The organism is Psychrobacillus sp. Z16_25 (genome assembly GCF_056856695.1).
In genome coordinates, this window is record NZ_JBXEOV010000002.1 from 258807 (window position 1) to 285311 (window position 26505).

A 26505-nucleotide genomic window follows, 5' to 3' on the forward strand; every position below is an offset into this window, starting at 1 on the left:
AATGAAAAAAAATGTATTTTCCCATAGAGGAGTAAGACGATGGTCGAGGAACTAAAGAGACGTTTATTAGAAAATAGTAAATACTTGCTAGAGGAAGAATTACTAATAATTGCAGAAGCCATTCAATTTGCAGACATGGCACATAAGGGACAAAAGCGAGCTACTGGAGAGCCCTATATCATTCATCCTCTGGAAGTATGCTACATCCTTACGGAATTTCAAGCAGATTCTGTTTCTTTGATATGTGCTTTGCTTCATGATGTAGTTGAGGACACAGCCATTCCCTTGCTTAGTATTCAAGAAAAATTCGGCAAAGAAGTAGCGTTTATTGTGGAGGGACTTACGAAGCTAGAAAAAGGCGAACTACAAAAAGAAGAATACAGTGCCGCTAACATGGAGAAGTTGCTCACTTCCGCAATTCTCGACATACGAATTGCCGCAGTAAAATTAGCAGACCGGCTACATAATATGCGAACGCTTGAAGTAAAAAATACGGAAAAGAAAATACCTTATGCCAATGAAACACTACTATATTTTTCCCCCTTGGCGGAAAAGGTTGGCTTATTCAAGCTGCAGGAGGAGATCGAGGAGCTAGGTTTTCGTTACTTAAATGAAACGAGATATACACACTTCTACCAATTGATGCTCGAACATTCTACTAACTATCAAGAGCTGTTTGAATTATTTACGAGAAGCTTGATTCAAAAAGATCTACAAAAGCTTGTGCAGCAGATTGAGTGGAAATGTACACCGATTTATAAGGCATACAATCTATTAAGTGAGGATGGAAAATGGGAGGATTTATTTACCATCTACATTTCAACCAAGTCCAGCAAGGAATGTTATACGAGCCTAGGAATCGTTCATTCTATATTTGAGCCAATTTCAGATCATTTCAAGGATAGTATAGCCATCAATATTCACCCATATATGAAGTATTTAAAGACGAAGGTGAAAATGGGAGAAAGAGTGATCAACGTCACGATTCAGGACGAAAGCACGAGCATTTTTAGAGAAAGTGGCCTTTTTGAGAAAATCAAGCAAGTGGACGTCCCAGCTCTTAGCAGTGCCTTATTAGGGAACACGATTCGCACCGTCCAATCAGTAGCAGATAATTCCATCGCCTTTTGTGATTTAGTATCCTTTGAAATGTTTCAGAAGGAGATTATTGTCTTTACCCCTAAAATGGATGTGATTAGGCTCCCTAAAAACTCGAATATTATTGATTTTGCCTATGCACTAAATCCTGAGCTTGCCAATAAGCTAGTGTTTGCAAAGGTGAACGGAGTAGCAAAATCTGTACAGAGTCAGCTGCAGGAATTAGATATTGTGGACTTATATGTGAAAGAGAAAATTACGGTAAACGCCAAATGGCTTCATTATGTACAGACCTCTAAAGCAATCAAAGAAATAGGAGATGCCGTAAGTAATGAAAAAGGCCTGTCGAACGATTAAAAGGTGCGACCACTCAAACAGCTGGTCACACCTTTTTTATTAATCTAACGTTGATTTCACAAAGACTTTAAACTTTTCTGGTTCCTCATCATAAGGAAAATGGTTGCTCTCCTCAAACTTTGTAAACATGGAATTGGGAAGTAGTGCTGCTATCTCTGCCCCATATTTAAAAGGACACTGTGCATCATGTCTACCCGCATACACATATGCAGGTAGATGAACAGCTTTCAATTCCTCACGTAGATCAAATTCCGGAAACTCGACTTTTCGAAAATATTCTAGTCTTGCCCCAACTGTTTTACCGCTATTCGGCGTTTCTAAGCTCTTTTTCAGCTTCTCCTCTGATTGAAAGGACATTAATGCCCATTCATATCCGAGCTTCTGTCTTTCCTCCTGCGAAGTATCCGGGTCACTTAAAAGGTTCATAATCTCTTTCACACGTGCTGATTTCGGGTTTAGGTCATTGTAGATGCTCGTCACATCATAGGCATATTCCCTACTGGCGGCAGCTCCACCTACGATAATTTTTGTCAAACCAGCCGGAGCATCAATAGCATACTTTAATCCAAGCATCCCGCCTGCAGAGTGACCAGCAAATGCCCACCGATCAAATCCTAACGTTTCCCGAATAGTCTCTAAGTCGAGCACCGCGTCACTCATGCTATATTGCTTTTCTTCCACCACGTTTACAGATTCCCCTGCTCCACGCAGGTTTATCAGAAAAACTTGATAATCCTCTATAAATTGATTGGCAAAATGATTGCCTCGCTCATCAAACGCACTATAAAGATGAGTAACAGCTAATGGCGTCCCTGCACCATTTATAAAAACCTCAAAGGCTCCTCGTTGTGTTTGAACAAATTGCTTTACCCACATACACGACATCCTTTCCACTTTTACCTTCTTCTAGTAGTTCTCTCTATACTTGCAAATACCCTTTCTAGTTAGAGAAAAAACGCCTGGGACAAAACAATAGAACAGCTCTTGTGATTTTGAAATCGTAAGTGCTTTCTTACTTTTAAAATGTGTAGTTCTTCACTGCGTCGGAGGCCAACAGGATGTTGGTCACAAAGGCATTGTCACACCATGTGACGTTTTTGCCTTTGTTCCTTTGTCGCTCCGCTTTCGTCGCAAATAAATTTGCTGTTCCCGCAGGAGTCACCGACGCTGTTCCGAACCATTGGTGCTAACTTCTAATAAATAAATCCTGATAAGAATCTTGTAAAAGAATGTGTGACAAATCATAAAAATTGATTTGTACTATTCTCCTTCATGTAAGAATTCACTTCTGTCCCAACCTCTTCGTTATTCCTCTATTAAAAGCAGTTGGTCTGTACCTGCAAATTGATACAGGTACTCAGAAACACCTTCTAGGTTCTCAAATTTCACACTAATCGTTGACTCGCCAACACCAAGGCTTGTAGTGATTTCCTCAAATCGATAAGCGTTAACAAATGGTTCATTGACAAATGCAATGTTAAATCGACCATCTTCATATTGAAGAATACTTACTTGCTTGTCACCAAGTATAAATAATTCATAGATTCCATCATTATTTAAATCATTCACAAGTGGGACCTCCTCTACTGTTTCCACCTGGTAGACACCGTCTGTCTCATTCCAAAAAACAAGCAACCAATTAGATGGTCCCCCAACTGTTACAGTCCATTGAAGATTATCAAAGTATTCACTTTCAAATAAAATCTTCACGTCTTCCATGTGACTATAAATCTCTCCTAAACTAAACACTTTCTCCTCTTTTTCAATGAAGACATCGATGCTACCTTGGCCGCTTTCCACTAGCTTTAAAGTAGACTGGTCTGGAAGCTTCTCCGTCATCAGGATGTCCTCTTCTTTGATTGCAGGGTTGGTGCTTTCGACAACCTGTGGTGGATAGTCTTTATAGGTTAACTGAACCTCTGGAGGAGCAATCATTTTATCAAACGCATGCCATTCCTCGGTAGGATTTTCATAGATTTCTACTTGAACTCCATCCAGTGTATCAAGCCAAATAGAATGAATATATTCGCCTGTTTGTTCTTTGTTTTGATGCACTAGCTTTACCGTAAAGCCAGGTTCTCCCCTACTAGGGATAATTGATTCTATCCGTAAGCTTTGGAAATCTACTTGTTCATATCTCTCCAATAGTATGCTAAGAGAATTGTCCTCTCCAAAGAAAACAGATTGAAGCAACTCCTTTTCACCTTCTTGAAGTCCAATTAGGTAATCTCTAAACACTTGTGCAGCTTTCTCTGATTCCGTTCTTTCCCCAACTACTTTTGCAAGTTCTTCTATATGCGGATATTCATCCTTCGAGGGAGAAGCTTGTTCTGTGGATGGTTGGAACAATTGATAGTAAGCAAAACCTCCAGCAAGTAAGAAAAGCATTACAAGGACAGGGACTAATCTATTGACCGTCTTTTTTGGTTTCTTCTGCTTTTTTCTAGCTTGGACAAACCGTTTTATCAATTCATCGTCCAGCCATCGTTCTTCCCCGATCATTTGATCAATTCCTTTTTTAAATGGAGAATTTTTCATGCAAATCGCCTCCCTGCTCCATCAGATGGTTCTTTAGTAGTTGTCGCCCTCTACGGAGTCTTGTTTTAACCGTGTTTCCAGAGCAATCTAGCAGCTTTGCAATCTCCTCTATCGAAAAATCTTTATAGTAATAGAGCACGATAATTTCCCTATATTTAATCGAAAGCTGCAAAACAGCCTTCCCCAATATAAGCTCGTCATTCCGAGTCTGCGCTATTTCTTCAACCGAATTAGTGCTTTTAAACACTTGTTGAATAAAGGAAGATACTTGCGTATTTTTATAAGACCAGCTTCTAAAATAATCATGACACTTATTAATGGTTATCCGATATAAATACGTTTTATAGCTAGCATCTCCCCTAAAATCATTTCTTTTCTCAAAAGCCTTGATGAATACCTCTTGAACAACGTCCTCTGCAAGTGTCCGATCTTTTAGGTATGTATAAGCCAGCCGTAGCAAATCTTCTCCATACGCTCGAACTACTTCCTCGAACTGTAAGTCATCCTCTATCCCTTTCACTTCATCACCTCTTTAAAATCGATAGTTAGACGGAGCGCTCATTAAAAAGGTTTCATATAAATTCCAAGTTTTCATTTATCTGCACAAAAATCGAAGCATATGAAAAGCACTCACGATTATAGTTTGTTCATCATCGTAAGTGCTTGCTTAAATATTCAACCGGCTGGTTCTCGTTTGCCGCGGAAAGTTATTTATATAAAAAACAAAACCTCTTTGACGCTTCTTTCATCTACTACTCCGTTGCTTTAAAGTTGTAAAGTGGTTTAAGGATGGATGATATTTCAATGGTATCTTTTGTGTTTTCAATAATTTCTTCCATTGTTTTATAAGCAAAAGGAGATTCATCTAACGTCTCCTGTTTAACGCTAGTGGAGTAAACACCCTTCATCGTTTCTGCGAAGTCTTCCAACGAAAGAGTTTGTTTAGCTTTCGATCGAGAAAGAATGCGTCCTGCTCCATGAGGTGCTGATTGATTCCAGTCGTCGTTTCCTTTTCCTTTTGCTAATATTGAGCCGTCTCTCATATTGATTGGAATAAGTACTTCCTCTCCTGCTCTTGCAGAAATGGCTCCTTTTCGCAAAATCATATGCTCTAAGTCAATGTAGTTGTGAATCGTATCAATACGTCCAACCTCTTGAAAGCCCATTGCTTCCATTATTACTTGAATCATGGCAGCTCTATTCCACTTTGCAAAGTTCTGTGCAATCTTCAAGTCATTTAGATATTCATCCATTAAGCTTCCTTCTAAATATGCTAACTCGTCTGGTACATTCGGCTTAGTTGTTTTAAATGATTTAATTGCCTCTTGGATTTCTCTGTGTCTTCCTTCCGCTTTTAATTGTTCAATCACTTTTTCCAAGCCATCTGGATCATTCTTCAAATAATGAATGGCCCTATTTTGATGATAAGTAGCAACCTTCACCCCTAAATGACGAGAGCCTGAATGGACTACTAAGAAAAGACGCCCATCCTCACTTGTATTCATCTCTAGAAAATGGTTGCCTCCTCCTAAACTTCCTACAGAAAGCACTGCTCTATTTTCAGAAAAAGGGGCAATCACTTTCTCTAACTCGATTTGCTTTGCAAATGCATGCGCTTTTCCTCTCACCGATTGTCCAGCAGGGACAAGAGCTCGTAATGCTTCATCTAGTTTTTGAAAATCAACCTTTTGCTTTCGGACTTCCACACATAGCATCCCTCAGCCGATATCCATTCCCACTAGATTTGGTACTACTTTATCCGTGATTTTCATCGTCGTGCCAATGACTGCTCCCTTTCCCGCATGAGTATCAGGCATAATGCGAGTGTTAGCCCCTTTTGCGAAGGGTTGATTTAAAAAATTGGTAATCTGTCCAACCGTTAACTCATCAATATTTTCAGTGAATACCTTTGCGTTATCATATTTTCCATTTAATAAAATCTCCCCCACGTACATTCCTCCTTAGATTGTAGACTAAATTAATAGCAGCTCCATTAATTCTTGAACAGATTGTATCTGTTTATCCGGCTTGATAGTAAATTCAGCAGAATGATATTCAGGAAGCCATTGTACCCCAACCGTAAACACTCCTGCCTCCTTGCCTGCAAGAATATCCGCATCGCTATCTCCTAAAAAGATCGTCTCTTCCTTTGAAACCCCTAGAAGCTCCATGGCCCGCTGAAGACCTTCTGGATGTGGCTTAGGTTTTTGTACATCATCCCCGGTTATCCTCACATCAAAGAAATGCTTCATGTTAAGCGCAGCTAAGGAAATCTCCAAGCTTCTGCTCGCCTTTCCTGTAAATATCCCCAAATGATATCCAGCAGCCTTTAAATCAGATAACAACTGGAGCATTTCTTTATTGGACGGTACCGCTGCTTCGTGATTCTCTGCGTAATGAAGATAGAAGTCCTCAATGGCTTCCTCTACAGACGAATGCAGCAAGTTGTCCTGAATAATACCTACCTCTGACGGACCAAACATCGCTTTAATATCCTCTTTCGTTAGATCTCGTTGGTCATATTTTTTAAAAACCTGCTGAAAAGAATGAAAACAAACAGGCAATGTATTTGCAAGTGTTCCATCAAAATCAAAAATGATTGCTTTCACTTGACCCCTCCTAAACTAAATCCCTTGAAATCCAGCCTACTTCTCCGCTTTCGTTTTTCACTAGTAAGTAACCCTGACAGTCTTGATCGATAATGGAAACAACTTCTCCTGCAGATACAGACAAAAAGGTAGTGCTAACATCTGTTTTACATCTATTATTTTCTTTATCAATATATTCATTTTTCACCCATTGCTTTGTCTGTGCTTGGATGTTCTCGCATAGGGAGAAATGCTCTTCCTCTTGTAGAATACGCAGCTCATAGTTTGGATAGGTAACAGTACCGAATCTATTTAAATTCTCCTCGTAGTCTTTCTTTATGGTGATTTGTTCCGTTAGATCATCCACATATGTATAGCTGAATGCCTTCTGATGATAAATAAGTGCGTTTAGCTGACCTTCCTTTTTTAGTTGATTGCCACCGTCAATTGCTATGATGTTTTTCTCCAAATCAATAAGAGGATTATTTGTACATATTTCCGTTTCTCGATAATTGATTACTGGCCAGTGCCCCACGATAACCGGCTTTGGTGCATGATGGTGCTTTTCATAAAAAGCATCTATGTATAATGCCGTATCCTCATCTGTTTCCTTCCAATTTTCTTTATCGCCTATGCCGGCGTGCACTAAGATAAAATCCTCCGTTTCATAGGCAATCGGAAGGCTTTCTAGCCAATCTAGCACATCCGAGAAATGTTCCTTATAGTAGGCTGATAAATCCTTTAAGGATGGGAAATCGTCTAAGCTCATCCCCTTTATCTCAAGCATTTCCTTTAATATTGTTTTCCTGTTTTGAATATAAGGGCGGATTCGCTCGTTTTCATCCCAAACGTATCGGTGCACCACATCACAATTTCCTTTTGTGATATAGATATTGGAATTGTTCGCTTGTAGCTCGCGAATATAGGCAACTGTTTCAAGAGAGTTTGGTCCCTTTTCGCATATATCTCCATTGATAAATAAATAGTCGTCCTTCGTGAAGTTCACCTTTTCTAGTAATCGTTGAAATAACGCAAGATTTGCATGAATATCGGAGGTGATAATGACCCGTTTGGCAGGATCAACCTCCAGTGTTTCTATATGTATCACTGTTTCATCTCCATCAGCTATAAAATTTATGACTGTTCCCATTGTTGCAAAGAGAAAATATTGTTTTGTTCAAAATCCCGTATGATGTTGGCTGGTAATAATGACCGAGCTTCCTCTTTGGTCGCCCATTTATATTCAGAGTGCTCCTCAGATAGGTTAACTGTCCCTTCCTTTACTGTAGCTAGATAAACCAACATCACCATCTGACGAGCTGGATCAGTTAAGAAGGTAGTAGCATACAAAAGCTCCGTTGGGTTTATTAGTAGAGACGTTTCTTCTTGCGCTTCTCGTACTAATGCTTCCTCTAGTTTTTCTCCAAAGTCTAATTTCCCACCAACTGTTTCCCATGTTCCCCCACCAACTTTATCGCTCGGGACGCGCTTTACTAATAACAATCTTCCTTCTTTAAAAATACAAGCCTTTAAAGCAATCACCATTTTAGACATTACCCATCGCCTCCACTAATTCACTAAGTTCCCTCGGATGACCAAGCTTTGGAAACTCATTTGTTCTATTCCTAATATCTTGCGGCAGGAACCAAGTAGCATGATAGGGGTCCAAGCCAGCCGCCCTTGCTCCATGAAGCTCGTTGGATCCCCCATCTCCTATAAACAGGCATTCAGTAGGATTCACTTCCAAGTGTTCACAGCCAAGTAGGTAAATGGCTTTAGAGGGCTTCGCACATTTAACCTTGTAGGAAAAAATGACATCGTCGAACAGTTCAGCAAAAGGGGAATCATGCCAACCCCCTACCTCCTCAGGTGCGCAGTTGCTAATTAAACCAAGCAAAATATTATGTTCTTTTAACCTAGTAAGCATGTCGAGGATATCCTTCTGTATTTCTCGGAAGGATAAACTTTTACCATGGATCCTTTCCTGCAATAACTTGGTAAGCAGATTCTCGTCAATTGTTAGTTGATAAGCCTGCAAAATATCTCTAATTGCAGATGGATAATTAGGAATAGTTCCATCCATGCGAAAGGGAATTCGTTTATGCCACTCATCTCGGAAAACCTGTTCATCAAGGCCTAACTCATGAGTAGAATAAGTGCCAAGTCTTTTTCCGTCCTTCCATTCGGTAATCAGCGTTTCAAACAGATCAAAAAAGATAGCCTTCACCATGTGCCTACCCTCATCTCCGAAATATTTCGACATATTAAGTTTACCATTAATTACATTTTAGCTAATAGCAATTTTTCCTTTTCAATGAAGATGAATAAGCGCCCACCATAGTCAAGAACGAATGACATCCAATCTACAATAAAAACTCACATAATTTTATCGATGAGTGAGATAAATTTGGCGAGAAATAAGGCTAATAAATATCTTAATACCAATAACCAGGCTAGTTAAGCTAATAAAAATGACAAAAAAATGAGTTGGGATGTATCTCCCAGCTCATGTGGTTACTGTTGTTTGATTATTTACTAATGCCAATTCTGTTCTTAGTAAGGAAAAAATGCAGGCATCGTGCGTTTGATTATTTTGATAGAGGTATCCTCTCAACAAACCTTCCTTCGTGAAACCTAAACGAGTTAATAATTGTATAGATGACTCATTTTGCGGATAAGTCACCGCACCAATTCTAAACAACTCCAAATTTTCGAACGAGTATCTTAATATTTCTTTTACTGCTTCTGAGGTAATCCCTTTCTTCCAGTGTGCAGGATGCAACTCAAATCCAATTTCGGCTTTTTTACTATACATGCTAAGGTTGTTTAAACCTAATGTACCAACAAAATCACCTGTATCTTTTAATACTATACCCCACCTTATCCCTCTTTTACTCTCATACGTGCTTTGAAAGGACTCAACTATTTTGGAAGCCTCTTCTATACTTTTCAAGCTATCCATTCCGTAATACTTCGTCACTTCATCTTTTGACATAATGTCGAAAAAGCTTTGTGTATGTTCCGCTTTTACTTGAACTAAATGCAGTCGATTTGTTTCTAACTCTGGAAATCCCATAAAATCCCCCTCGATTTATCGTCGTTTATCATACTTTTGGTGTGAAATCGGTGTAATTCATCATGAATCTTACACTTAATTTAACATAAATATCCATTAAAAGTTGAAACAATTTTATTAGAAGGGTAAACAAACTGGATATTTATGTTAAAATCAAAATATATTTAGATGGTTTACCATAAGAAAATAAAATTAAGGGGCATAGCTGCTTGAAAAAAATATTATTAATTCTTTCTTTAATGGGTGTCCTGTTAGTTACTTCAGCATGTGTAAATGAAATGATCGGGCAAAAAATAACCGTGCAGAAGCGTACAGGAGAAGAAAATATTTTTGAGGAATTTAGAGAAGTAACTAAACGAAAACTGGTGACGAAAGCGATAGATATAGTGAAAAATGCGAAGTGGGAAGATGCAAAAGGAGAAATGGAGCGTTATGCTGACTATCAATTTCAATTTCCATCTAAGATTAACAGAGAAAACAAAATAGCCTCTTATCAGCTATGGATTAGCCCAGACGGTGAACATTTAGAGATAGTTACCGATAGCGATCAATATGCAAAACTATCCAAAGAGAATTCAGCGGACTTATACGAAACACTAACAGGTGAAGAGCTCATAAAATAATCACCTAGCTTCCTATACTCGCTGCACTTTGTAATAGCCAAGCTAAGTCTTCTCGAAGCACTAAAAAAAACAGATCAGAGGATCATCCCTGATCTGCTTTCTCTTATCGCCCTATCACTAACGGAGTTTTCTTTGCATGAATGAGCTCTTTAATAAAGGCTTTATCCCCTCTATGAAAGGCCTCTACAATAGCACTACCTACTACTACTCCATCAGCGATCTTGTTCATCTCCTGGACATGCTCAGGTGTAGATATGCCGAATCCTGCTAAGACTGGAATGTCACTATATTGTTTTATTGCTCGAAAATGCTGCTCAAGCTCTTCGACAAATCTTTCTCTTACTCCCGTAATCCCGTTAATCGTCACCGCATAGACAAAACCTTCACTTGCGCGTGCAATAGCTTTGATCCTTTCAGGAGGACTAGTTAAAGAGACTAATTGAATCATACTTATATCTGTATCCTGAAATATCTCTCGGATTAATTCACTTTCTTCCAGCGACAAATCAGGAATAATCAGACCGGAGATACCAATTTGACAACAAGCATCTTTGAATCTTTCAAGCCCATATTGCAGGATTGGATTATAGTAGCTCATAAGGATAATAGGTACAGTGAGTCTTTCTTTATTAGAAAGAAGCTCGGACAGTATCTTCGTTAGATTCACACCCAAATCCAATGCTCTTTGACCAGCCGCTTGAATGATTGGTCCATCAGCTACTGGGTCAGAAAAAGGGATTCCTAGTTCCACGGCAGTTGCACCTTGCTCTTGAAGAAATTCAAACCGTTCCATTAAAACTTCGAGCCCTCCGTCGCCGGCCATTATATAGGGGACGAATGCCTTTTCTCTACGTAACATGCTAGTCAGCGATTTTTCTGCCAATGTCTCCACCTCCTAAAGCTTCTCTAACTGTGTGTACATCCTTATCACCGCGACCAGAAAGACAGATGACGAGCACTTCCTCTTTGCTCATTAACTGTGCTAATTGTGCAGCATAATAGATGGCATGGGCGCTTTCTAATGCCGGGATGATACCTTCTGTTTGGGCAAGAAGCTGAAGCCCTTCTAATGCTTCCTTATCTGTAACAGAGGTATAGTGGACTCTCCCAATCTCATGCAAATAGCTATGCTCAGGTCCAATTGCCGGATAATCAAGTCCTGCAGAGATGGAATGGGCCTCCTGAATAAACCCATTTACATCCTGAAGAAGATACATATAAGCTCCGTGCAACACTCCTTCTTTACCAGTAGCTATTGCGGAGGCGTGCTTACCAGAGCTGATTCCCTCACCTGCAGCCTCGACTCCATATAGTGCGACATCTTGATCATCAATGAAAGGATGAAACATGCCGATCGCATTGCTTCCTCCACCAACACAGGCAACGATTGCATCTGGCAGCTTTCCTTCCTTTTGGAGGATCTGTTCCTTCGTCTCCACTCCAATAATCCGTTGAAAATCACGAACAATTTGCGGAAATGGATGTGGTCCTAGCGCAGACCCTAAAATATAGTGGGTGTCCTCCACATTAGCTACCCAATATCGAAGTGCCTCGTTAACTGCATCCTTTAGAGTTCCTGCACCTTGTTCAACAGGTATGACCTTAGCACCCAATAGCTCCATCCGGAATACATTCAATTGCTGGCGCTTGATGTCTTCAATACCCATGAACACGACACATTCTAAATCAAAAAGGGCACATACTGTTGCAGTTGCAACTCCATGCTGGCCGGCTCCTGTTTCCGCTACGATTTTTTTCTTTCCCATACGAACTGCAAGCAAGGCCTGACCGACTGTATTATTAATTTTATGAGCACCTGTATGGTTTAGGTCTTCTCTTTTTAAATAGATTTTCGCTCCGCCTAGCAGCTTCGTCAGTCTTTCCGCAAAATATAAGGGGGTCTCTCTGCCGACATAATCCTTTAAATAATAATTTACCTCTGCAAGAAACTCTGGATCCTCTTTTGCTGATTCATATGCCTCTTCCAGTTCAATCAAAGCCTGCATTAAGGTTTCTGGCACATATTGCCCTCCAAAGCGTCCATATCTTCCTGTTTTTGTCACTACCATACTAAGCTCTCCTCCTTCACTGTTCGAATAAATGCTCGAATCAGTTGCTCATCTTTTCTACCATCTCTCTCTACTCCGCTCGACACATCCACCATGTATGGCTGAACCTGTTGAATCGCCTCTCTTACATTTCCAGCGTAGAGTCCACCTGCTAAAATAAGCTTATCCTTTTGCGGGATTCCCTGTACGTGCTGCCAATTAAAGCTTTTCCCACTGCCACCAGCATACTCCTCACCAGGCGCATCTACTAAAAGATAATCTGACTGGAAAGAGGAAAGCTTCTCGACGTCGCTCTCATCCTTTATTGAAAAAGCTTTTATAGAAGGAACTCCTGCTTGTTCAATAAATTCTGGTGTTTCATTTCCATGGAACTGAGCAAAATCTAATGGAACTGTTTGAAATATTTCTAGCAGCTCAGCTATAGTCGGATTAACAAACACACCTATCTTTTTTACATGGCTTGGTACATGCCTTGCAAGGCTAGCCGCTACCTGGGGAGAAATCCTTCTTTTACTAGGAGCAAACACAAAGCCCACAGCGTCAGCTCCAGCTTCTACAGCAGCACGGACATGTTCCTCTTCCATTAATCCACATATTTTCACCTTGGTCATCGTACAGAGACTCCTTTTGATACCTGCAACTCGCTAATTGCTCTTTCTTTATCACTAGATTTCATTAGGTATTCTCCAACTAATACGCCACTTGCCCCAGCGTTTGCTACTCGAACAGCATCCTGCTTTCCATGCACACCACTTTCACTAATTAATACACGATCTTCATGAAACGGAAAATGAGCTGCTATTTCCTCCAAAGTGGATAGGCTAACTTCAAAGGTTTTTAAATTTCGATTGTTCACCCCAATTAGTTGAGCATTTAATTGAAGTGCTTTTTGTAATTCCTCTATGGTATGGACCTCCACTAATACCTCTAACTCTTGATTACGAGCATACTCGTTGAGCTCTTCAAGCTGAGTGTCCGTTAATGCAGCTACAATGAGTAGGATTACAGAGGCTCCGGCTTGCTTTGCGATGTCTATTTGTATGGGATGGACAATAAAGTCCTTACAAAGGATTGGGATATCTACCGTATTCGCTACTAACGTAAGGTCTTCAAAGCTCCCTTTAAAAAACGTCTGGTCGGTCAGAATAGAAATAGCAGCAGCTCCTCCTCGCTCGTAATGAGATGCAATTTTTTTCACGTCTACCTCGGTGGAAATAATCCCCTTGGAGGGAGAAGCTCGTTTAATTTCTGCTATTACCTCTAGATTGGATGAAGTGCGTAGCTTTTCCAATAAGGATGCCCGCTTTTTATTTCTGAAAGCTAGTTTCGGTTGTTGTAGGATATATTCCTTTATCTCTTGTTTTTTTACCTGAAGGATCTTCTCCAAAATAGTCATGAGACAAGCACCTCTTTCAAAGAGGAGGTAAGCTCCACGATTGCTTCTAATTTTTTCATTGCCTTACCAGAGTTGATAGTATCTCCGGCCAGCATTACCCCTTCTTGAATAGAACTCACGATCCCACTTGTAAATAAACCAATTCCAGCATTTAAAAGGACTGTATCCAAATAAGGTCCTTCCTCACCCTTTAATACTTTTTGAAGTATGCTCGCATTTTCGATAGGGCTCCCTCCCTTAATAGAGGAATTTGAAAAGCTTCTTAAACCTACCTCATCAGGTGACAGCTGAAAGGGAATAAGGTCTCCCTTCTCCATTAGGACAAGAGAATTTTTACCAGAGAGGGAGGCTTCATCTAGGCCTCCACACCCGTTAACCACAACCGCTCTCTTTCTGCCTAATAAATGCAGGACCTTTGCATATTCCATTAGAAAATCAGAGCGATAAACTCCTACATACTGAGTGTTCAAGTTGAAAGGGTTCGTCAGTGGGCCAACCAAATTAAAAATAGTTGGTCTACCTATTTCTAAACGAATTTCACCTATTCGTTTCAACATCGGATAAATAGTTGGCGCAAACAAGAAGGCTAAATTTTCCTCCTGAAGTGTGTGAATAGCGGATGACAAACCAAGATCAACCTTGATGCAAAGAGCTTCTAAAATATCAACGCTACCTGCTTGACTGGATATTTTTCGATTTCCATTTTTCACTACCGGCACCCCAGCTGCAACTATGACAAAAGCAGAAGCCGTGCTTATGTTAAAGCTATTACTTCTATCGCCACCTGTTCCGCATATATCTAGCACTTCTATGTCGGGAATATCCAGGCTTTGTGCAAAAGAGGTAATAACATTTGCCAGTCCCGCTAGCTCATTTGCCGTTTCTCCTTTTTTAGAAAGAGCTATTAAAAAATCCTTTATATTCTGCTTGCTTGTTTCCTGTTTAAATAAAAGCTGTGATGCTGCTATCATCTCTTCCATGCTTAAATGCTCTGCTCTGCTCACTTTTTCAATAAAGTCTCTCAAAACTCATCTCTCCTCTGCTATTAATAGAAATGCGCAAGCGCCTAGGTCTGCTGATATTTGACTTCTAGGAAAATAAAAAAGTCCTCTCCAAGAGAATATCTCTTGAAGAGGACGATCGTTGCCGCGTTGCCACCTCTGTTTGGAGCCATTTTGACTCCCTCTTAGTTCCCTGTAACGTGGGAAATACGTCTTCCCCTAAAGCAACTGCTCTCAAGGAAGCTCTCATAAGTCCATTCACAGCTGCTGCATATCAGTTCTCACCGACCACTGACTCTCTAGCATGCTACCAGCTGCTACTACTCTTATTCAACCAATTTCTCAGCTATTCTCTACTCGGCTCTTCTGCTCTATGGGCGATATCAGCTCTCCGATATCTTCTACCCTTATCCGAACATAAAAGTTATTGACTATATTAATAGGTTAAATCCGAATTGTCAAACTATTTTAACGTATATTTTAATGTTTAGGGAATTCTTTTTGGAAAGCGAGCATCTCTTCACACTTTCTGCCTTTAAAATAGCTGATTTCATTTGATGGAAAGAAAATGTTGTAAAAATGACCACTTATGTTGTAAAAACTAGCATGTATATTGTAAAAATGACCTTTAATGTTGTAATTTAGATGGCCTGCAAATAAAATGTTGTAAAATAAGCGCCATATGTTGTAAAAATAAGCCGTTATGTTGTAAAAATAGGCATTAATGTTGTAATTTTATTCTTTCACAAATGGTAAGAGGATTCCAACAAATAAACGAACAGGCAAACCGCAATTGGTTTGCCTGTACCGAGTGCTATGCTAAATTTCCTTTTGCCTGTTCAATTTGTTGCTTTACTTGTTCAAAGCCAGTTCCACCGAGTGAATTCCTTCTACGGACAGCAGCTAGCGGAGAGAGTACCTCGTAAATATCCTTTTCTATTAGCTCACTTGCCTCCTGCAAATCTGAGAGAGGAAGATCGAGCAAATAGTAGCCACGTTGTATGCATAAATATACAAGCTTTCCTGTTACCTCATGTGCCTCACGGAAAGGAAGCCCCTTTGCAGCTAAATAGTCTGCGAGCTCGGTTGCATTAGAAAAATCCTTATGCACTGTCTCATGTAGACGCTCCTTGTGAACAGTCATCGTACGAACCATGCCCTCAAAGATCTTCAGTGATCCTACTACTGTTTGGACAGTATCGAACATTCCTTCCTTGTCCTCCTGCATATCCTTGTTATACGCAAGTGGCAGGCCTTTGATAACGGTAAGCAGACTCATGAGATTTCCATATACTCTACCTGTTTTCCCACGAATCAGCTCTGCCATATCTGGATTTTTCTTTTGTGGCATAATACTAGAACCAGTCGAGAAAGAATCATCCAGCTCTATAAAATGAAATTCGCTACTGGACCACAAGATAATTTCCTCTGCAAATCGAGACAGATGTGCCATTAATATAGAGGAATTGCTTAAGAATTCCATAATGAAATCACGATCACTAACTGCATCCATACTATTTGAATATACTTCAGCAAATCCCAAATAATCAGCAGCTACTTTTCGGTCAATCGGAAAGGTAGTTCCTGCTAACGCACCAGCTCCTAGTGGTGAAATATCAATACGCTTTAAGGAATCTTGGAAGCGCTCCTTGTCTCTTTCAAGCATCCAGAAATAAGCCATCAAATGATGAGCAAAAGAGATTGGCTGTGCTCTCTGTAGATGCGTGTATCCAGGTGCTAAGGTTTCGATATGCTCTTCCGCTTGATTCACAAGCGTTTGCTGAAATGCTTTAATTAGCTCTATAATCTCCTTTACTCTAGCTTTTAAGTAAAGGTGCATGTCGGTTGCCACTTGATCGTTTCTACTACGTCCAGTATGAAGCTTTCCTCCCACTGGTCCAATCAGGTCGATCAACATCTTCTCTAGGTTTAAATGAATATCCTCATTAGCTACCGAAAACTCCAATTGGTTTTCAGCAGCTAATTTTTTCAGCTTGATTAAGCCCCCAAGAATTTGTTGAACATCCTCTTGAGGTAAGATGTTGCAATCTGCAAGCATTTGTACATGCGCCATACTTCCTTGGATATCTTCCATAACAAGTGCTTGATCAAATCCGATGGAAGCGCCAAATTCATCTACCCATTGCTCAGCAGATTTTTGGAATCTTCCGCCCCACAATTTTGTCATACTTCCACCTTCTTTGCTCCCTTGTTCACCATGGAGTGCACCTTCGTCGGCAGACCCCACAACTCAATAAATCCAACTGCAGACGCATGATTAAATTCATCCTCTGCTGTATAAGTTGCCAGCTTTTCATTATATAAAGAGTTTGGAGATTTACGTCCTTCTACGATTGCGTGACCTTTGAATAGCTTCACACGTACTGTTCCGTTCACATATTGCTGCGTTTCTTTTAGGAAAGCCTCTAATGCTGTTTTTAACGGAGAGAACCATAGCCCTTCATAAATTAGTTCTGTCAACTTTTTCTCCATTACAGGTTTGAAGTGCGCAAGCTCCTTCACAAGCGTAATATCCTCTAGCTCCTTATGGGCAAGCAATAAAGTATGTGCACCTGGGATTTCATATACTTCACGAGATTTAATACCAACTAGACGGTTTTCCACGTGGTCGATACGTCCAACCCCGTGCTTACCAGCTAAATCGTTCAGCTTTAAAATAAGCTCATACAATGGATATTGAACACCATCTAATGCAATCGGCACGCCTTTGTCAAATTCAATTTCAATAATGTCTGGAGTATCCGGGGCATTCTCTAGAGAAACAGTTAAATCATATGCATCCTCTGGTGGTGCTGCCCAAGGATCTTCGAGAATTCCACATTCATTTGCTCTTCCCCATAGATTTTGATCAATAGAGAATGGGCTGTCTAAATTGATAGGAATGGGGATATTTTTTTCCTTTGCATAGGCAATTTCCTCTTCACGGCTCCAACTCCACTCACGCACAGGAGCGATGACCTCCAAGTCAGGATTCAAAGCCTTAATGGATACTTCAAATCTCACCTGGTCATTTCCTTTCCCAGTACAGCCATGCGCAACAGCAGTTGCCCCTGTTTTTTCAGCAATCTCCACTAATTTTTTGGAAATTAAAGGTCTTGAAAGAGCAGATACTAATGGATATTTATTTTCATACCATGTATGTGCTTGTAGAGAGATTAATGCATATTCATTCGCAAATTCTTCTCTTGCATCAATCATATAACTTTCAATTGCCCCAACTTCTAAGGCTTTATTTTTAACAAACTCTAAGTCTTTTCCTTCACCAACGTCCAGACAAACCGCCACCACATCATATCCTTCGTCCTTTAACCAGGTAATTGCAACGGATGTATCAAGTCCTCCAGAATAAGCTAATACAACTTTCTTTTTCATGATGAATACGCCTCCTAATGTATTTATATACGTAATGTTCGAATTAATATACATAATGTAACATGGGTAAAGTATAATTACAACTAATAATTTATTAAATATACAAATATTTTTATATAAATACACTTTTTACATTAAACAAACATATTAATTGATTCATTTCTGGAAAAAAGACATAATATTTTCAAAGGAGTGAGGATGAATGTCTAATTTATTTACACCATTTGAAATAAAGAACTTATCATTAAAAAATAGAATTGTCATGGCGCCAATGTGTCAGTATTCTGTAAAAGCCAAGGATGGGATTCCAAATGACTGGCACTATGTCCATTATGTATCCCGTGCAATCGGTGGAACTGGCTTAATCATTGTGGAAATGACAGATGTGGAACCTGATGGTCGTATAACCGATTACGATCTTGGATTATGGTCTGATGAACAGATACCAGCCTTTGAGCGCATTGTAAAGGAAGTACATAAATACGATGCAAAGATTGGTATCCAGATAGCCCATGCGGGAAGAAAAGCGACAGATGCGGAAGTGCCGGTTGGACCATCCAATATTCCTGTGGAAGCTGATGGCACTTGGAAAGAACCAAGACCGCTTTCGACCGATGAAATTCAAGAAATGGTGGTAAAATTTAAAGAGTCCGCACGTAGAGCAGTAGAAGCAGGCTTTGATACAATTGAAATCCATGGAGCCCATGGGTATTTGATCCACCAGTTCCACTCCCCTGCAATAAACAATCGAACCGATGAATATGGGAAAGACTATGCCAAGTTCGGAGTAGAGGTAATAAAAGCAGTGAAAAGCGTGATGCCAGAGGATATGCCGTTGTTATTTAGAATATCTGCAGTTGAGTATATCGATGGCGGATATGGTCTTGAGCATTCACTGGAAATAGCAAAAAAATATAAGGAAGCTGGCGTCGACGTCTTCCACATTTCTAGTGGTGGAGAAGCGAAACCAGGAAAAAATAAACCCGCAAATACACCAGGTTATCAAGTTCCTTTCGCACGAGCATTTAAACAAGCACTAGAAGTACCTGTCATTGCTGTTGGTATTTTAGAGGATCCAAAGCTAGCAGAGAACGTTCTAGAAGATGAGGATGCTGAACTAGTAGCAATTGGCCGTGGAATGCTGAAGGACCCGTATTGGGCACTACACGCACAAGAGTTGCTAGATGAAAAAGCCCTTCCACCAAAGCAATATGAAAGAGGATTTTAAAAAAGCGTTAGCTGGATGTTCTCTTTTTAATCCTGAGGGATTAAGTGCTGGGGCTAGATGAATATAAATTAAATAGCTTTATTTATAGAGAGTCAACATACCGCGAAAGTCAGGTTTTCGCGGTATGTTGTTATTTCTCCGAATGGCATCCATTGCAATTAGAATGAGCTTCTACAACGCCTTCCGATAAACTATCCTCTCGAACTAGTTCCATTCCTCATTTAATAGGTCTAAATGTATTATTTTCAATGGATTAAACTATCCGTAGGAAAGTCAAACAGATTATTTATGAGTTTTACCTTATATGTTTTCAAGAAGTACTTCCTCTTCACATAGCTTCTTATTCTACCGCACACTTTCCCGTGTATCGTATATCTCATTGCACATTTGGATAAGAAAATCTATATATGCTATGGCATCTTCACTTCTTTCTTCCTTGGAAGCATAGGAGGTAACTAGGTTTCCATTCCTATAACTAATTGCTTCTTGTAAAATTGGATGCCATTTTGCAGGAAGATTCTTCATTGCATACTCCCCTGCTCCTACCTTTGAAATGATATCTCTCTCTTGAAAGGTGTAAAAAAGTCTGGAAATCCCAAGGACACCCCATTCAATGTCTTCTATATTTTCGATAGTGGTCATCCTGCTTCTGTTTAGAAGATTCACCCAATAGCTATTAACATTATCCTTCATATTGGACAGGAGAATGCGCCAATCTGGTGTGAACGGCAAGTCTGAAGCCTGCTGACCCTTTATCGTAATTCCGTAGGTTTTTAACTGAAAGGCATCAATGGAATCCTTCTTATAAGTGACACTGCCTAAAATTCTTCCTTCATTGACCCGAAGTCCGATTGAAGGTTTTTCCTGTAATAAATGAAAATCCTCTTGGAAGAAGTACCAGCCATCAAAAATGAGGGAAGGATTCTCAGCTTGTAGCTCTCCATGGATTTGCTGCAGCTTTGTCTGTTCTATATCTGATAATTTTCTATGTATAATTCCTACAAAATCAATATCACTGTATGTATCTTGAAATTCACCTAAAGATATGGATCCATATAAATAAAAGGAATGAAAAAAAGCAGGAAATTGACTATCCATTTTGTCAAAATAACTTTTTAATGCTTTCTGTACCTCTATTGGTATATCCTTCATTTTACCCATCCCCTTTTTGGTTCATATTAACATATAGCCCAAGAACTTCATATATTATTTTATTTCTTAACGGATTGTTATGTGAAGCAATAATAGATTTACTTACGAGGAGTTATGAAGTATCAATTTTAAGATATAGATAGGAATAGAAAAAGCACTCAGAATCTAATGTTCTGAATGCTTTTCTAGATTATCTGTATCAAGACGTTTGGAGAGCTTCCTTAATATCCAACGGCCCATTTACTAGGTTAAAGGACTTTTGAAACGTATTCGGCTCTTCAATTGATTGAACTAACACGCTGGCAACATCCTCCCTAGAAATGGTACTTGGCTCTGCATTGACCCCAACCGTTATTTTCCCTGTTGGCGGTTCATTTACTAATCCACCTGGACGCACGATTGTGTAGTTTAAGCTGCTCTGCTTTAAGATCTGGTCAGCATAGTGCTTAGCGACATAATAAGGTCTCATATCTGCATTCCACTTTTCACGCTTATCCGCATCATATGCACTGACTATAAGAAAGCGCTCCACTCCTGCTGCCTCAGCAGCTTCTATACATTTGACCGCTCCGTCCAAATCGATCAAAAGTGTTTTATCAGGACCAGTATGTCCACCGGAGCCTGCTGTAAAAATAACGCAATCAGCTCCAGTAAATGCTTGAATGATGTCCTCTACCTTCCCTTCAAGGTCAAGAAGTGCAGTATTAATGCCTTTCTCCTGAAGCTCAGCCGCTTGCTCCTGTTTACGTACAACTGCTGTTACCGAGTGTTGATCACTCTCCTGTAATTGTTTAACTGTAAGTTTTCCAATCTGACCATTTGCACCCACTACGACGACCTTCATCAAACCACTCCTTTTGGTAAAAAGATAGCCCCTTCCATTTGAAGGGGCCGTAATTTTGTTATTAATATGGATCTGCTTCGCGACCTACATCTTCGGCACGGTGTGCAGCAGCATTTGCTCCTGGTGTGCTTTGGGACTCAGCACGCTTTTCTTCTTCCATTTCTTTCATCTTTTGTGCAATACCTTCTTTTACTCTGCGTCCGTAATCCTCATCCGCTTGTGTAAAGTGATAAATCATTGCTTCCTGGATTTTAGGATCACAGATAGATAAAGCTGCGGAAAGGTTTTTAATTAGCTCGTCTCTTTCCCAGTCTTCAAAGCTACGGTATGTCTCACCAGCTTGGCCATAGTTGTTTGTACGGTCAATTGGAGCGCTCACTACTTTATCATTGTAATGATGCTGATGTGGAACTCGGTCGGATGCATCCGCTTCCTTCAGTCCACCAATCATGGAAGGCTCATAGTTGATATGTGGATCGCCTCCTAACTCCTCTACCACATTTGGGGCCATTTGACCTCTATGCTGATTGGAGCGAACCTTAACCTTTGGTGCATTCACAGGAAGTTTTAAGTAATTTGCTCCTACACGGTAACGCTGAGTATCAGAGTAAGAGAATGTTCTTCCTTGAAGCATCTTATCTTCTGAGAAGTCCAGTCCATCCACTAATACTCCTGTTCCAAAAGCTGCTTGCTCGATATCTGCATGGTAATCAGTAGGGTTTCGATCTAACACCATTCTTCCGACTGGTAAGAATGGGAATTTATCAGTCGGCCATAATTTCGTGTCATCTAGAGGATCAAAGTCTAGCTCTGGATGCTCATCATCACTCATGATTTGAACACATAGTTCCCACTCTGGGTAATCTCCTCTTTCAATTGCTTCATATAAGTCTTGTGTTGCATGAGCAACATTTTTGGCCTGAATAGCATCCGCCTCTTCTTGTGTCAGATTTCGGATACCTTGCTTTGGCTCCCAATGATATTTGACAAGGACAGATTCTCCTTTATCATTTACCCATTTATAGGTATTTACACCAGATCCTTGCATATGGCGATATGTAGCTGGAATACCCCATGGTGAGAATAAGAAAGTAATCATGTGAGTTGCTTCAGGTGTTCTAGAAACAAAGTCAAACATACGAGCAGGGCTTGGTATATTAGAAGCTGGATCCGCTTTAAATGCATGAATCATATCTGGGAATTTCATTGCATCGCGGATAAAGAAAATTTTAAGGTTATTACCCACTAAATCCCAGTTACCGTCCTCCGTATACATTTTTACTGCAAAGCCACGAGGGTCTCTGGCTGTTTCAGGAGAGTCCTTTGAACCAGCTACTGTTGAAAATCTAACTAATACTGGTGTTCGTTTCCCAGCTCCTGAGAATACCTTCGCACGTGTATATTTTTCTACTGGCTCATCGCCGACTTTTCCGTAGGTTTCAAAATATCCAAACGCTCCAGCTCCACGGGCATGTACAACTCGTTCTGGAACTTCTTCCCGGTCAAAGTGTGAAATTTTTTCTATAAAATGATAGTTTTCAAGGAGTGCAGGTCCTCGGTTGCCGATTGTTTTAATATTTTGATTGTCTGTTACGGGATGTCCCTGTCTTGTAGTAAGGGATTCTCTTTCTACTTCTTTTTCCATTTCATTTCTGATTTCTTTCTCATCAGCCAAAATGAAAACCTCCTTCGAATAAATGTCTGTTCCACTCCTTTAATTACCCTTTGAATAGTCTTTGAAACTAAAAAATAATAAAAAAGTATTTTTTTATTAAACTTTTTACTAGAATCAGGCATACCGTTTATGCAAGCTTCTCAATGCTTTTGACCTTTCCCATTACAGTAACTAATAGTAAAATGAAACCATTGGCGGAATTTACACGAAAGCATCAAGGAAAGGTGGAGGAGAGACTGTCCCATGGAAGGATTGAAGAATGCTTTACAACTAATCAAGCTTGGTGAAAAGCTGAAAATGGAAATGCGTCATAGCTGGCTATCGAATGGAAGAAATGAAAGTGTTGCTGAGCACACATGGCGTGTTTCATTAATGGCGATGGCAATTGAGCCTTATCTATCAAATAAAATGAATAGCGAAAAACTATTAAAGATGATTATTATCCATGATTTGGTTGAAGCTTACGCAACAGATATACCTGCATTTGACACAATGAATAATCCAGACGTAAAGGAGTTGAAGAGAAAGAACGAAATACAAGCAATTGAACAAATTCGTGATTTATTGGGTGGAGATCACGGCAAACGATTCTACGACCTTTGGTTTGAGTTTGAAGAGAAAGAAACATATGAAGCAAAGGTTGCCAATGCGCTTGATAAACTTGAAGCACAAATTCAGCATAATGAAGCTAATATTGATACATGGCTTCCCATTGAGCATCAAATGACATTCATGCTTGGTAAACACACAGCATTTGACCCCATTTTAGAAGAACTGAAGACGTTGATAGAAGAAGAAGGAGCAGAAAAATTAAAGAATGCGGGTATAGTGATTTAAATAACTGATCCGAGTTGCATAATTATCAGCTCGAATCAGTTAAGTATACGTTATTTAATAATTGGAGTTGAAGTAGCATTTACCCAATCTTCTATAAATGGAGCTTGGTGAGGATTAATATTGCTTGGGAGATCATTTTTACGGAAAAAACGAAGCTCTTGTCCTTCTCCTAGCTTTATATCTCCAGTAAAATCAGTAGCTAAGAAAATGATTTGCACACTGAAAACTTTGTCACCATTTGCATATTGTGCATAACCAGCACTACCTGAATACAGACCAAACAAGGAAATTTCTCGTAGCTGCAAATTAGTCTCTTCTAACACTTCTCGCTTAACCGCTTCCTCAAATGTCTCTCCCAAATCAAGCAAGCCGCCTGGGATTCCCCACTCATCAAAGTCCTCTCGCTTTAATAATAAAATCTGTCCTAGAGAATTTTCTATCATTGCTCCACAGCCAATCGTAAGCAATGTATCATTCCCGATCTTTTTTCTCATCGACCTTATATAATCCATCTTCAGCCACCTTTTTCTAATATAAGTAGGTCCACAGTGGTTCTTAGCACAATAGGTGGACATCTTTCATTTTCTCACAACCCACATTACCAGTTCCATCCTTTTATAAAAACGTCAGTCTTACAACAAATTTTCGAAAAAAACTAAGCAAATGAATCAGTTCATTTTTTCTGTTCTTCATAATATGGATTATGAAATGAAGGAGGTGTGCAGGATGAGTAATGGTGGATACTATGGACAAGGCGGATACGAAGGTGGATCTGGTGGTTATGGTCTAGGTTCTGGGTTTGCTTTATTGGTTGTTCTATTTATCTTATTAATTATCGTGGCAGCAAGCTTTGGATACGGTGGCGGTGGTTATGGTGGAGGAGCTTACTAATCTATGCTCCAAAAGACAGGTTTTTTAACCTGTCTTTTTTTAATGGATAAGAATGGACCAGAAAGGGCTTGGTTATTCTCTCTTATTTTACTTAGGGTTGCCCATTGAAACAGAAATAGAAGACATAAAAAAGCGAGTATGTAAGCCCCTTTTATCCACATACCCCTGAAGCAATCTCCTGTTACTAGTTACTTAAGCCCAAAAGAATCTCCTCAAAGCCTAATGAATCGATTAAAAAAACAAAAACTAATAGCATTAGTATTAGGTTATTGTCAATTTCTCTTGCACTAAAAACATATGACATTATGGCAAGGTTAACAGCTATAAGACCTATATTCATAGAATCACCAAATGTAACAGAGATATCTGTGCTAAGCAAATTTACTTTTTGCCAACATGTATGCTTGCACACTAAATAGTTGAGTAAGCTTTCCTTCTTCTATCTGACTATCCATCTCTTCCAAAGGTATACGCAGTACTTCGATTTCCTCTGTATTGTCCAATTCTTGTTCAAATGCTTGATAAGCGTCTTCTATCAAATAGCTAGTAACCTTGTTGTTTTGGGTAGCCGGATTTACAAAAAAGGAACCTAAGCAAATGGGTGTTTTAGAGGAGATATAACCTGTCTCTTCCTTCACTTCTCTTACAATTGCCTCTTCTGGCAATTCTCCTTCTTCAGGTGCTCCTGCTGGAATTTCTAAAAAGAAGTCATCTGCGCCATATCGATACTGTTTAATTAGAATGATTTCTCGATTTTGAGTTATGACTACAGCATTGACCCAGTCGACAAATTCATTCACGTGATACCCCTCTATCACAAGACCATTAGGTAGTTGACAAGTATCCTCTCGCAAGTTTCCAAACGGTGTTTTATATAAATAAGATGTTGCTAACGTTGTCCACTTTTTCATTTGTTTTCTCCTTTACTGATAGGTCCCATTACTAGTCAAACGAAGACCTTTTCCCGCCACTTGCCCATGCATTCCCGATAATATAAAAAAACATGATGTAAAATGGAAAGACAAGCTGCTGACTTAAGACCAAAAATCCTTGCCAAGGGAGTGGATCATCCATTGGATTCGTCAATGGAAATAAACTTTCAAATAAAAAGACGTAAAAGGAAAAGTATGGTATCCATAAGACCGCACTCCAAAATCTAGCTAATCGCCCCTCTAAAAAACGACCACTTAAGAAGGAAATCATGATAGCAAGTGTTATTAATAAGACACACTGTCCTATCACATTAATCCACATTGCATTTTCTTGATCCCACCTAAATACACGTAGGATACGATAAAAGTTTAACTGAAATTCGACCGCTACGAATAAAAAGAAACCGTAGACAGCACTTACTATATTCAACTTAACAAAATAACCTATTTTATTTGCTCCTTTTTCTCAAGCTTGCTTACTCCCACACTCTGGACAAAAATTGGCATGTAAAGGAATGGAAGCACCACATTTCATACAAAATTTAGTTTCTGATAAGCCTTGCTTGATCCCTTCACCTGCTGCCTTCATCTGTTCACGAATCATATCATTATTTGATTTTCTAATTTCCTTTTCGAAGCCAAAAGCCGTCAGAATAAACCCCATAAATATAACAGGAAAAGCGATAAATAAGAGCCAAAAAGAATTAGTTTCTTCGTAAAAATCTGCTGTAACAAATTGATAAAAAACAAGTATGGACGTTATTATTCCTACCAAGACAAAGGTTGGTCCAATAATCTTCAGCATCG

Annotated in this window: 27 protein-coding genes, 1 pseudogene and 1 other annotated feature; of the genes and pseudogenes, 5 read left to right on the plus strand and 23 right to left on the minus strand. The window is 39.6% G+C overall.

The genetic code is table 11. The annotated features are described in order from the left end of the window. Positions 1-39: 39 nt before the first annotated feature. Positions 40-1455, plus strand: coding sequence for an HD domain-containing protein (locus AC1VU3_RS03985; protein ID WP_482982839.1), 1416 nt, complete (start codon positions 40-42; stop codon positions 1453-1455). Between the two features lie 39 nt (positions 1456-1494). Here AC1VU3_RS03985 and AC1VU3_RS03990 read toward each other — a convergent pair whose 3' ends face one another. The 9 genes and pseudogenes from AC1VU3_RS03990 to AC1VU3_RS04030 form a co-directional block, all read right to left on the minus strand. Next, positions 1495-2331, minus strand: coding sequence for an alpha/beta fold hydrolase (locus AC1VU3_RS03990; RefSeq protein ID WP_482982840.1), 837 nt, complete (start codon positions 2329-2331; stop codon positions 1495-1497). A 429-nt stretch (positions 2332-2760) separates the two neighbouring features. Beyond that, positions 2761-3993, minus strand: coding sequence for a hypothetical protein (locus AC1VU3_RS03995; RefSeq protein ID WP_482982841.1), 1233 nt, complete (start codon positions 3991-3993; stop codon positions 2761-2763). Then, the gene (locus AC1VU3_RS04000; RefSeq protein ID WP_482982842.1) at positions 3974-4513 is read right to left on the minus strand and encodes a sigma-70 family RNA polymerase sigma factor; all 540 of its coding nucleotides are present in this window, start codon (positions 4511-4513) and stop codon (positions 3974-3976) included. Before AC1VU3_RS04000 ends, AC1VU3_RS03995 begins: the two co-directional genes overlap by 20 nt. Before the next feature lie 232 nt (positions 4514-4745). Beyond that, a pseudogene (locus AC1VU3_RS04005) lies at positions 4746-5948 on the minus strand (RtcB family protein). A gap of 18 nt (positions 5949-5966) precedes the next feature. Further along, positions 5967-6602: an HAD family hydrolase gene (locus AC1VU3_RS04010; protein ID WP_482982843.1), complete on the minus strand. Its 636-nt coding sequence runs from the start codon at positions 6600-6602 to the stop codon at positions 5967-5969. 10 nt (positions 6603-6612) lie between these two features. Further along, on the minus strand, positions 6613-7689 hold the full coding sequence (locus tag AC1VU3_RS04015; RefSeq protein ID WP_482982844.1) for a metallophosphoesterase: 1077 nt from the start codon (positions 7687-7689) through the stop codon (positions 6613-6615). 26 nt (positions 7690-7715) lie between these two features. Next, a complete protein-coding gene (locus AC1VU3_RS04020) occupies positions 7716-8135 on the minus strand; it encodes an NUDIX hydrolase (protein ID WP_482982845.1) in 420 nt (139 codons plus the stop codon). Further along, positions 8128-8811 carry an HAD family hydrolase gene (locus AC1VU3_RS04025; protein WP_482982846.1) on the minus strand — a complete coding sequence of 228 codons (684 nt, stop codon included), beginning with the start codon at positions 8809-8811 and terminating at the stop codon, positions 8128-8130. Before AC1VU3_RS04025 ends, AC1VU3_RS04020 begins: the two co-directional genes overlap by 8 nt. A 276-nt stretch (positions 8812-9087) precedes the next feature. After that, positions 9088-9657, minus strand: coding sequence for a GNAT family N-acetyltransferase (locus AC1VU3_RS04030; RefSeq protein WP_480388013.1), 570 nt, complete (start codon positions 9655-9657; stop codon positions 9088-9090). Positions 9658-9866: 209 nt separating this feature from the next. On the opposite strand from AC1VU3_RS04030, the gene AC1VU3_RS04035 reads away from it, so the two are divergent. Continuing rightward, a complete protein-coding gene (locus AC1VU3_RS04035; protein WP_482982847.1) occupies positions 9867-10280 on the plus strand; it encodes a hypothetical protein in 414 nt (137 codons plus the stop codon). Between the two features lie 103 nt (positions 10281-10383). On the opposite strand, the gene trpA is transcribed toward AC1VU3_RS04035, so the two are convergent. The 7 genes from trpA to AC1VU3_RS04070 form a co-directional block, all read right to left on the minus strand. Then, positions 10384-11172, minus strand: a complete 789-nt coding sequence (gene trpA / locus AC1VU3_RS04040) for a tryptophan synthase subunit alpha (RefSeq protein ID WP_482982848.1) — start codon at positions 11170-11172, stop codon at positions 10384-10386. Further along, on the minus strand, positions 11141-12349 hold the full coding sequence (gene trpB / locus AC1VU3_RS04045) for a tryptophan synthase subunit beta (protein ID WP_482982849.1): 1209 nt from the start codon (positions 12347-12349) through the stop codon (positions 11141-11143). Before trpB ends, trpA begins: the two co-directional genes overlap by 32 nt. Then, the gene (locus AC1VU3_RS04050) at positions 12343-12960 is read right to left on the minus strand and encodes a phosphoribosylanthranilate isomerase (protein ID WP_482982850.1); all 618 of its coding nucleotides are present in this window, start codon (positions 12958-12960) and stop codon (positions 12343-12345) included. Before AC1VU3_RS04050 ends, trpB begins: the two co-directional genes overlap by 7 nt. Beyond that, positions 12957-13745 carry an indole-3-glycerol phosphate synthase TrpC gene (gene trpC / locus AC1VU3_RS04055; RefSeq protein WP_480388018.1) on the minus strand — a complete coding sequence of 263 codons (789 nt, stop codon included), beginning with the start codon at positions 13743-13745 and terminating at the stop codon, positions 12957-12959. Before trpC ends, AC1VU3_RS04050 begins: the two co-directional genes overlap by 4 nt. After that, positions 13742-14770 carry an anthranilate phosphoribosyltransferase gene (gene trpD, locus AC1VU3_RS04060; RefSeq protein ID WP_480388019.1) on the minus strand — a complete coding sequence of 343 codons (1029 nt, stop codon included), beginning with the start codon at positions 14768-14770 and terminating at the stop codon, positions 13742-13744. Before trpD ends, trpC begins: the two co-directional genes overlap by 4 nt. A gap of 104 nt (positions 14771-14874) precedes the next feature. After that, positions 14875-15089, minus strand: a binding site (T-box leader). A gap of 471 nt (positions 15090-15560) precedes the next feature. Then, on the minus strand, positions 15561-16934 hold the full coding sequence (argH, locus tag AC1VU3_RS04065; RefSeq protein ID WP_480388020.1) for an argininosuccinate lyase: 1374 nt from the start codon (positions 16932-16934) through the stop codon (positions 15561-15563). Further along, entirely contained in the window at positions 16931-18139 is a 1209-nt protein-coding gene (locus AC1VU3_RS04070) for an argininosuccinate synthase (RefSeq protein WP_480388021.1), read from the minus strand. The genes argH and AC1VU3_RS04070 overlap by 4 nt, the downstream gene beginning before the upstream one ends. 202 nt (positions 18140-18341) lie before the next feature. Between AC1VU3_RS04070 and AC1VU3_RS04075 the strand changes: the two genes are divergently transcribed. Beyond that, a complete protein-coding gene (locus tag AC1VU3_RS04075; RefSeq protein WP_482982851.1) occupies positions 18342-19367 on the plus strand; it encodes an NADH:flavin oxidoreductase/NADH oxidase in 1026 nt (341 codons plus the stop codon). Positions 19368-19712: 345 nt separating this feature from the next. Here the strand turns inward: AC1VU3_RS04075 and AC1VU3_RS04080 are convergent, their stop codons facing one another. From AC1VU3_RS04080 to AC1VU3_RS04090, 3 genes are all read right to left on the minus strand, one after another. Continuing rightward, a complete protein-coding gene (locus tag AC1VU3_RS04080; protein WP_480388023.1) occupies positions 19713-20519 on the minus strand; it encodes an aminoglycoside adenylyltransferase domain-containing protein in 807 nt (268 codons plus the stop codon). Between the two features lie 199 nt (positions 20520-20718). Continuing rightward, entirely contained in the window at positions 20719-21363 is a 645-nt protein-coding gene (locus tag AC1VU3_RS04085; protein ID WP_480388024.1) for an SDR family oxidoreductase, read from the minus strand. Between the two features lie 61 nt (positions 21364-21424). Next, a complete protein-coding gene (locus tag AC1VU3_RS04090; protein WP_482982852.1) occupies positions 21425-23038 on the minus strand; it encodes a catalase in 1614 nt (537 codons plus the stop codon). Positions 23039-23281: 243 nt separating this feature from the next. On the opposite strand from AC1VU3_RS04090, the gene AC1VU3_RS04095 reads away from it, so the two are divergent. Beyond that, positions 23282-23875 carry an HD domain-containing protein gene (locus AC1VU3_RS04095; protein WP_482982853.1) on the plus strand — a complete coding sequence of 198 codons (594 nt, stop codon included), beginning with the start codon at positions 23282-23284 and terminating at the stop codon, positions 23873-23875. A 50-nt stretch (positions 23876-23925) separates the two neighbouring features. On the opposite strand, the gene AC1VU3_RS04100 is transcribed toward AC1VU3_RS04095, so the two are convergent. Then, positions 23926-24387 carry an NUDIX hydrolase gene (locus AC1VU3_RS04100; RefSeq protein ID WP_480388027.1) on the minus strand — a complete coding sequence of 154 codons (462 nt, stop codon included), beginning with the start codon at positions 24385-24387 and terminating at the stop codon, positions 23926-23928. Positions 24388-24601: 214 nt separating this feature from the next. Here AC1VU3_RS04100 and AC1VU3_RS04105 point away from each other — a divergent pair, with 214 nt between their 5' ends. Continuing rightward, positions 24602-24766, plus strand: a complete 165-nt coding sequence (locus AC1VU3_RS04105; RefSeq protein ID WP_480388028.1) for a YjcZ family sporulation protein — start codon at positions 24602-24604, stop codon at positions 24764-24766. Positions 24767-25137: 371 nt separating this feature from the next. Here the strand turns inward: AC1VU3_RS04105 and AC1VU3_RS04110 are convergent, their stop codons facing one another. Genes AC1VU3_RS04110 through AC1VU3_RS04120 form a run of 3 tightly spaced genes read right to left on the minus strand, consistent with a single transcriptional unit; the run spans position 25138 to position 26503 of the window. Next, positions 25138-25677, minus strand: a complete 540-nt coding sequence (locus tag AC1VU3_RS04110; protein ID WP_480388029.1) for an NUDIX hydrolase — start codon at positions 25675-25677, stop codon at positions 25138-25140. A 31-nt stretch (positions 25678-25708) separates the two neighbouring features. Continuing rightward, the gene (locus AC1VU3_RS04115) at positions 25709-26128 is read right to left on the minus strand and encodes a hypothetical protein (RefSeq protein ID WP_480388030.1); all 420 of its coding nucleotides are present in this window, start codon (positions 26126-26128) and stop codon (positions 25709-25711) included. A 36-nt stretch (positions 26129-26164) separates the two neighbouring features. Beyond that, complete coding sequence (locus AC1VU3_RS04120) at positions 26165-26503, minus strand: zinc ribbon domain-containing protein (protein WP_482982854.1); 339 nt, start codon at positions 26501-26503, stop codon at positions 26165-26167. Between the last annotated feature and the right edge of the window lie 2 nt (positions 26504-26505).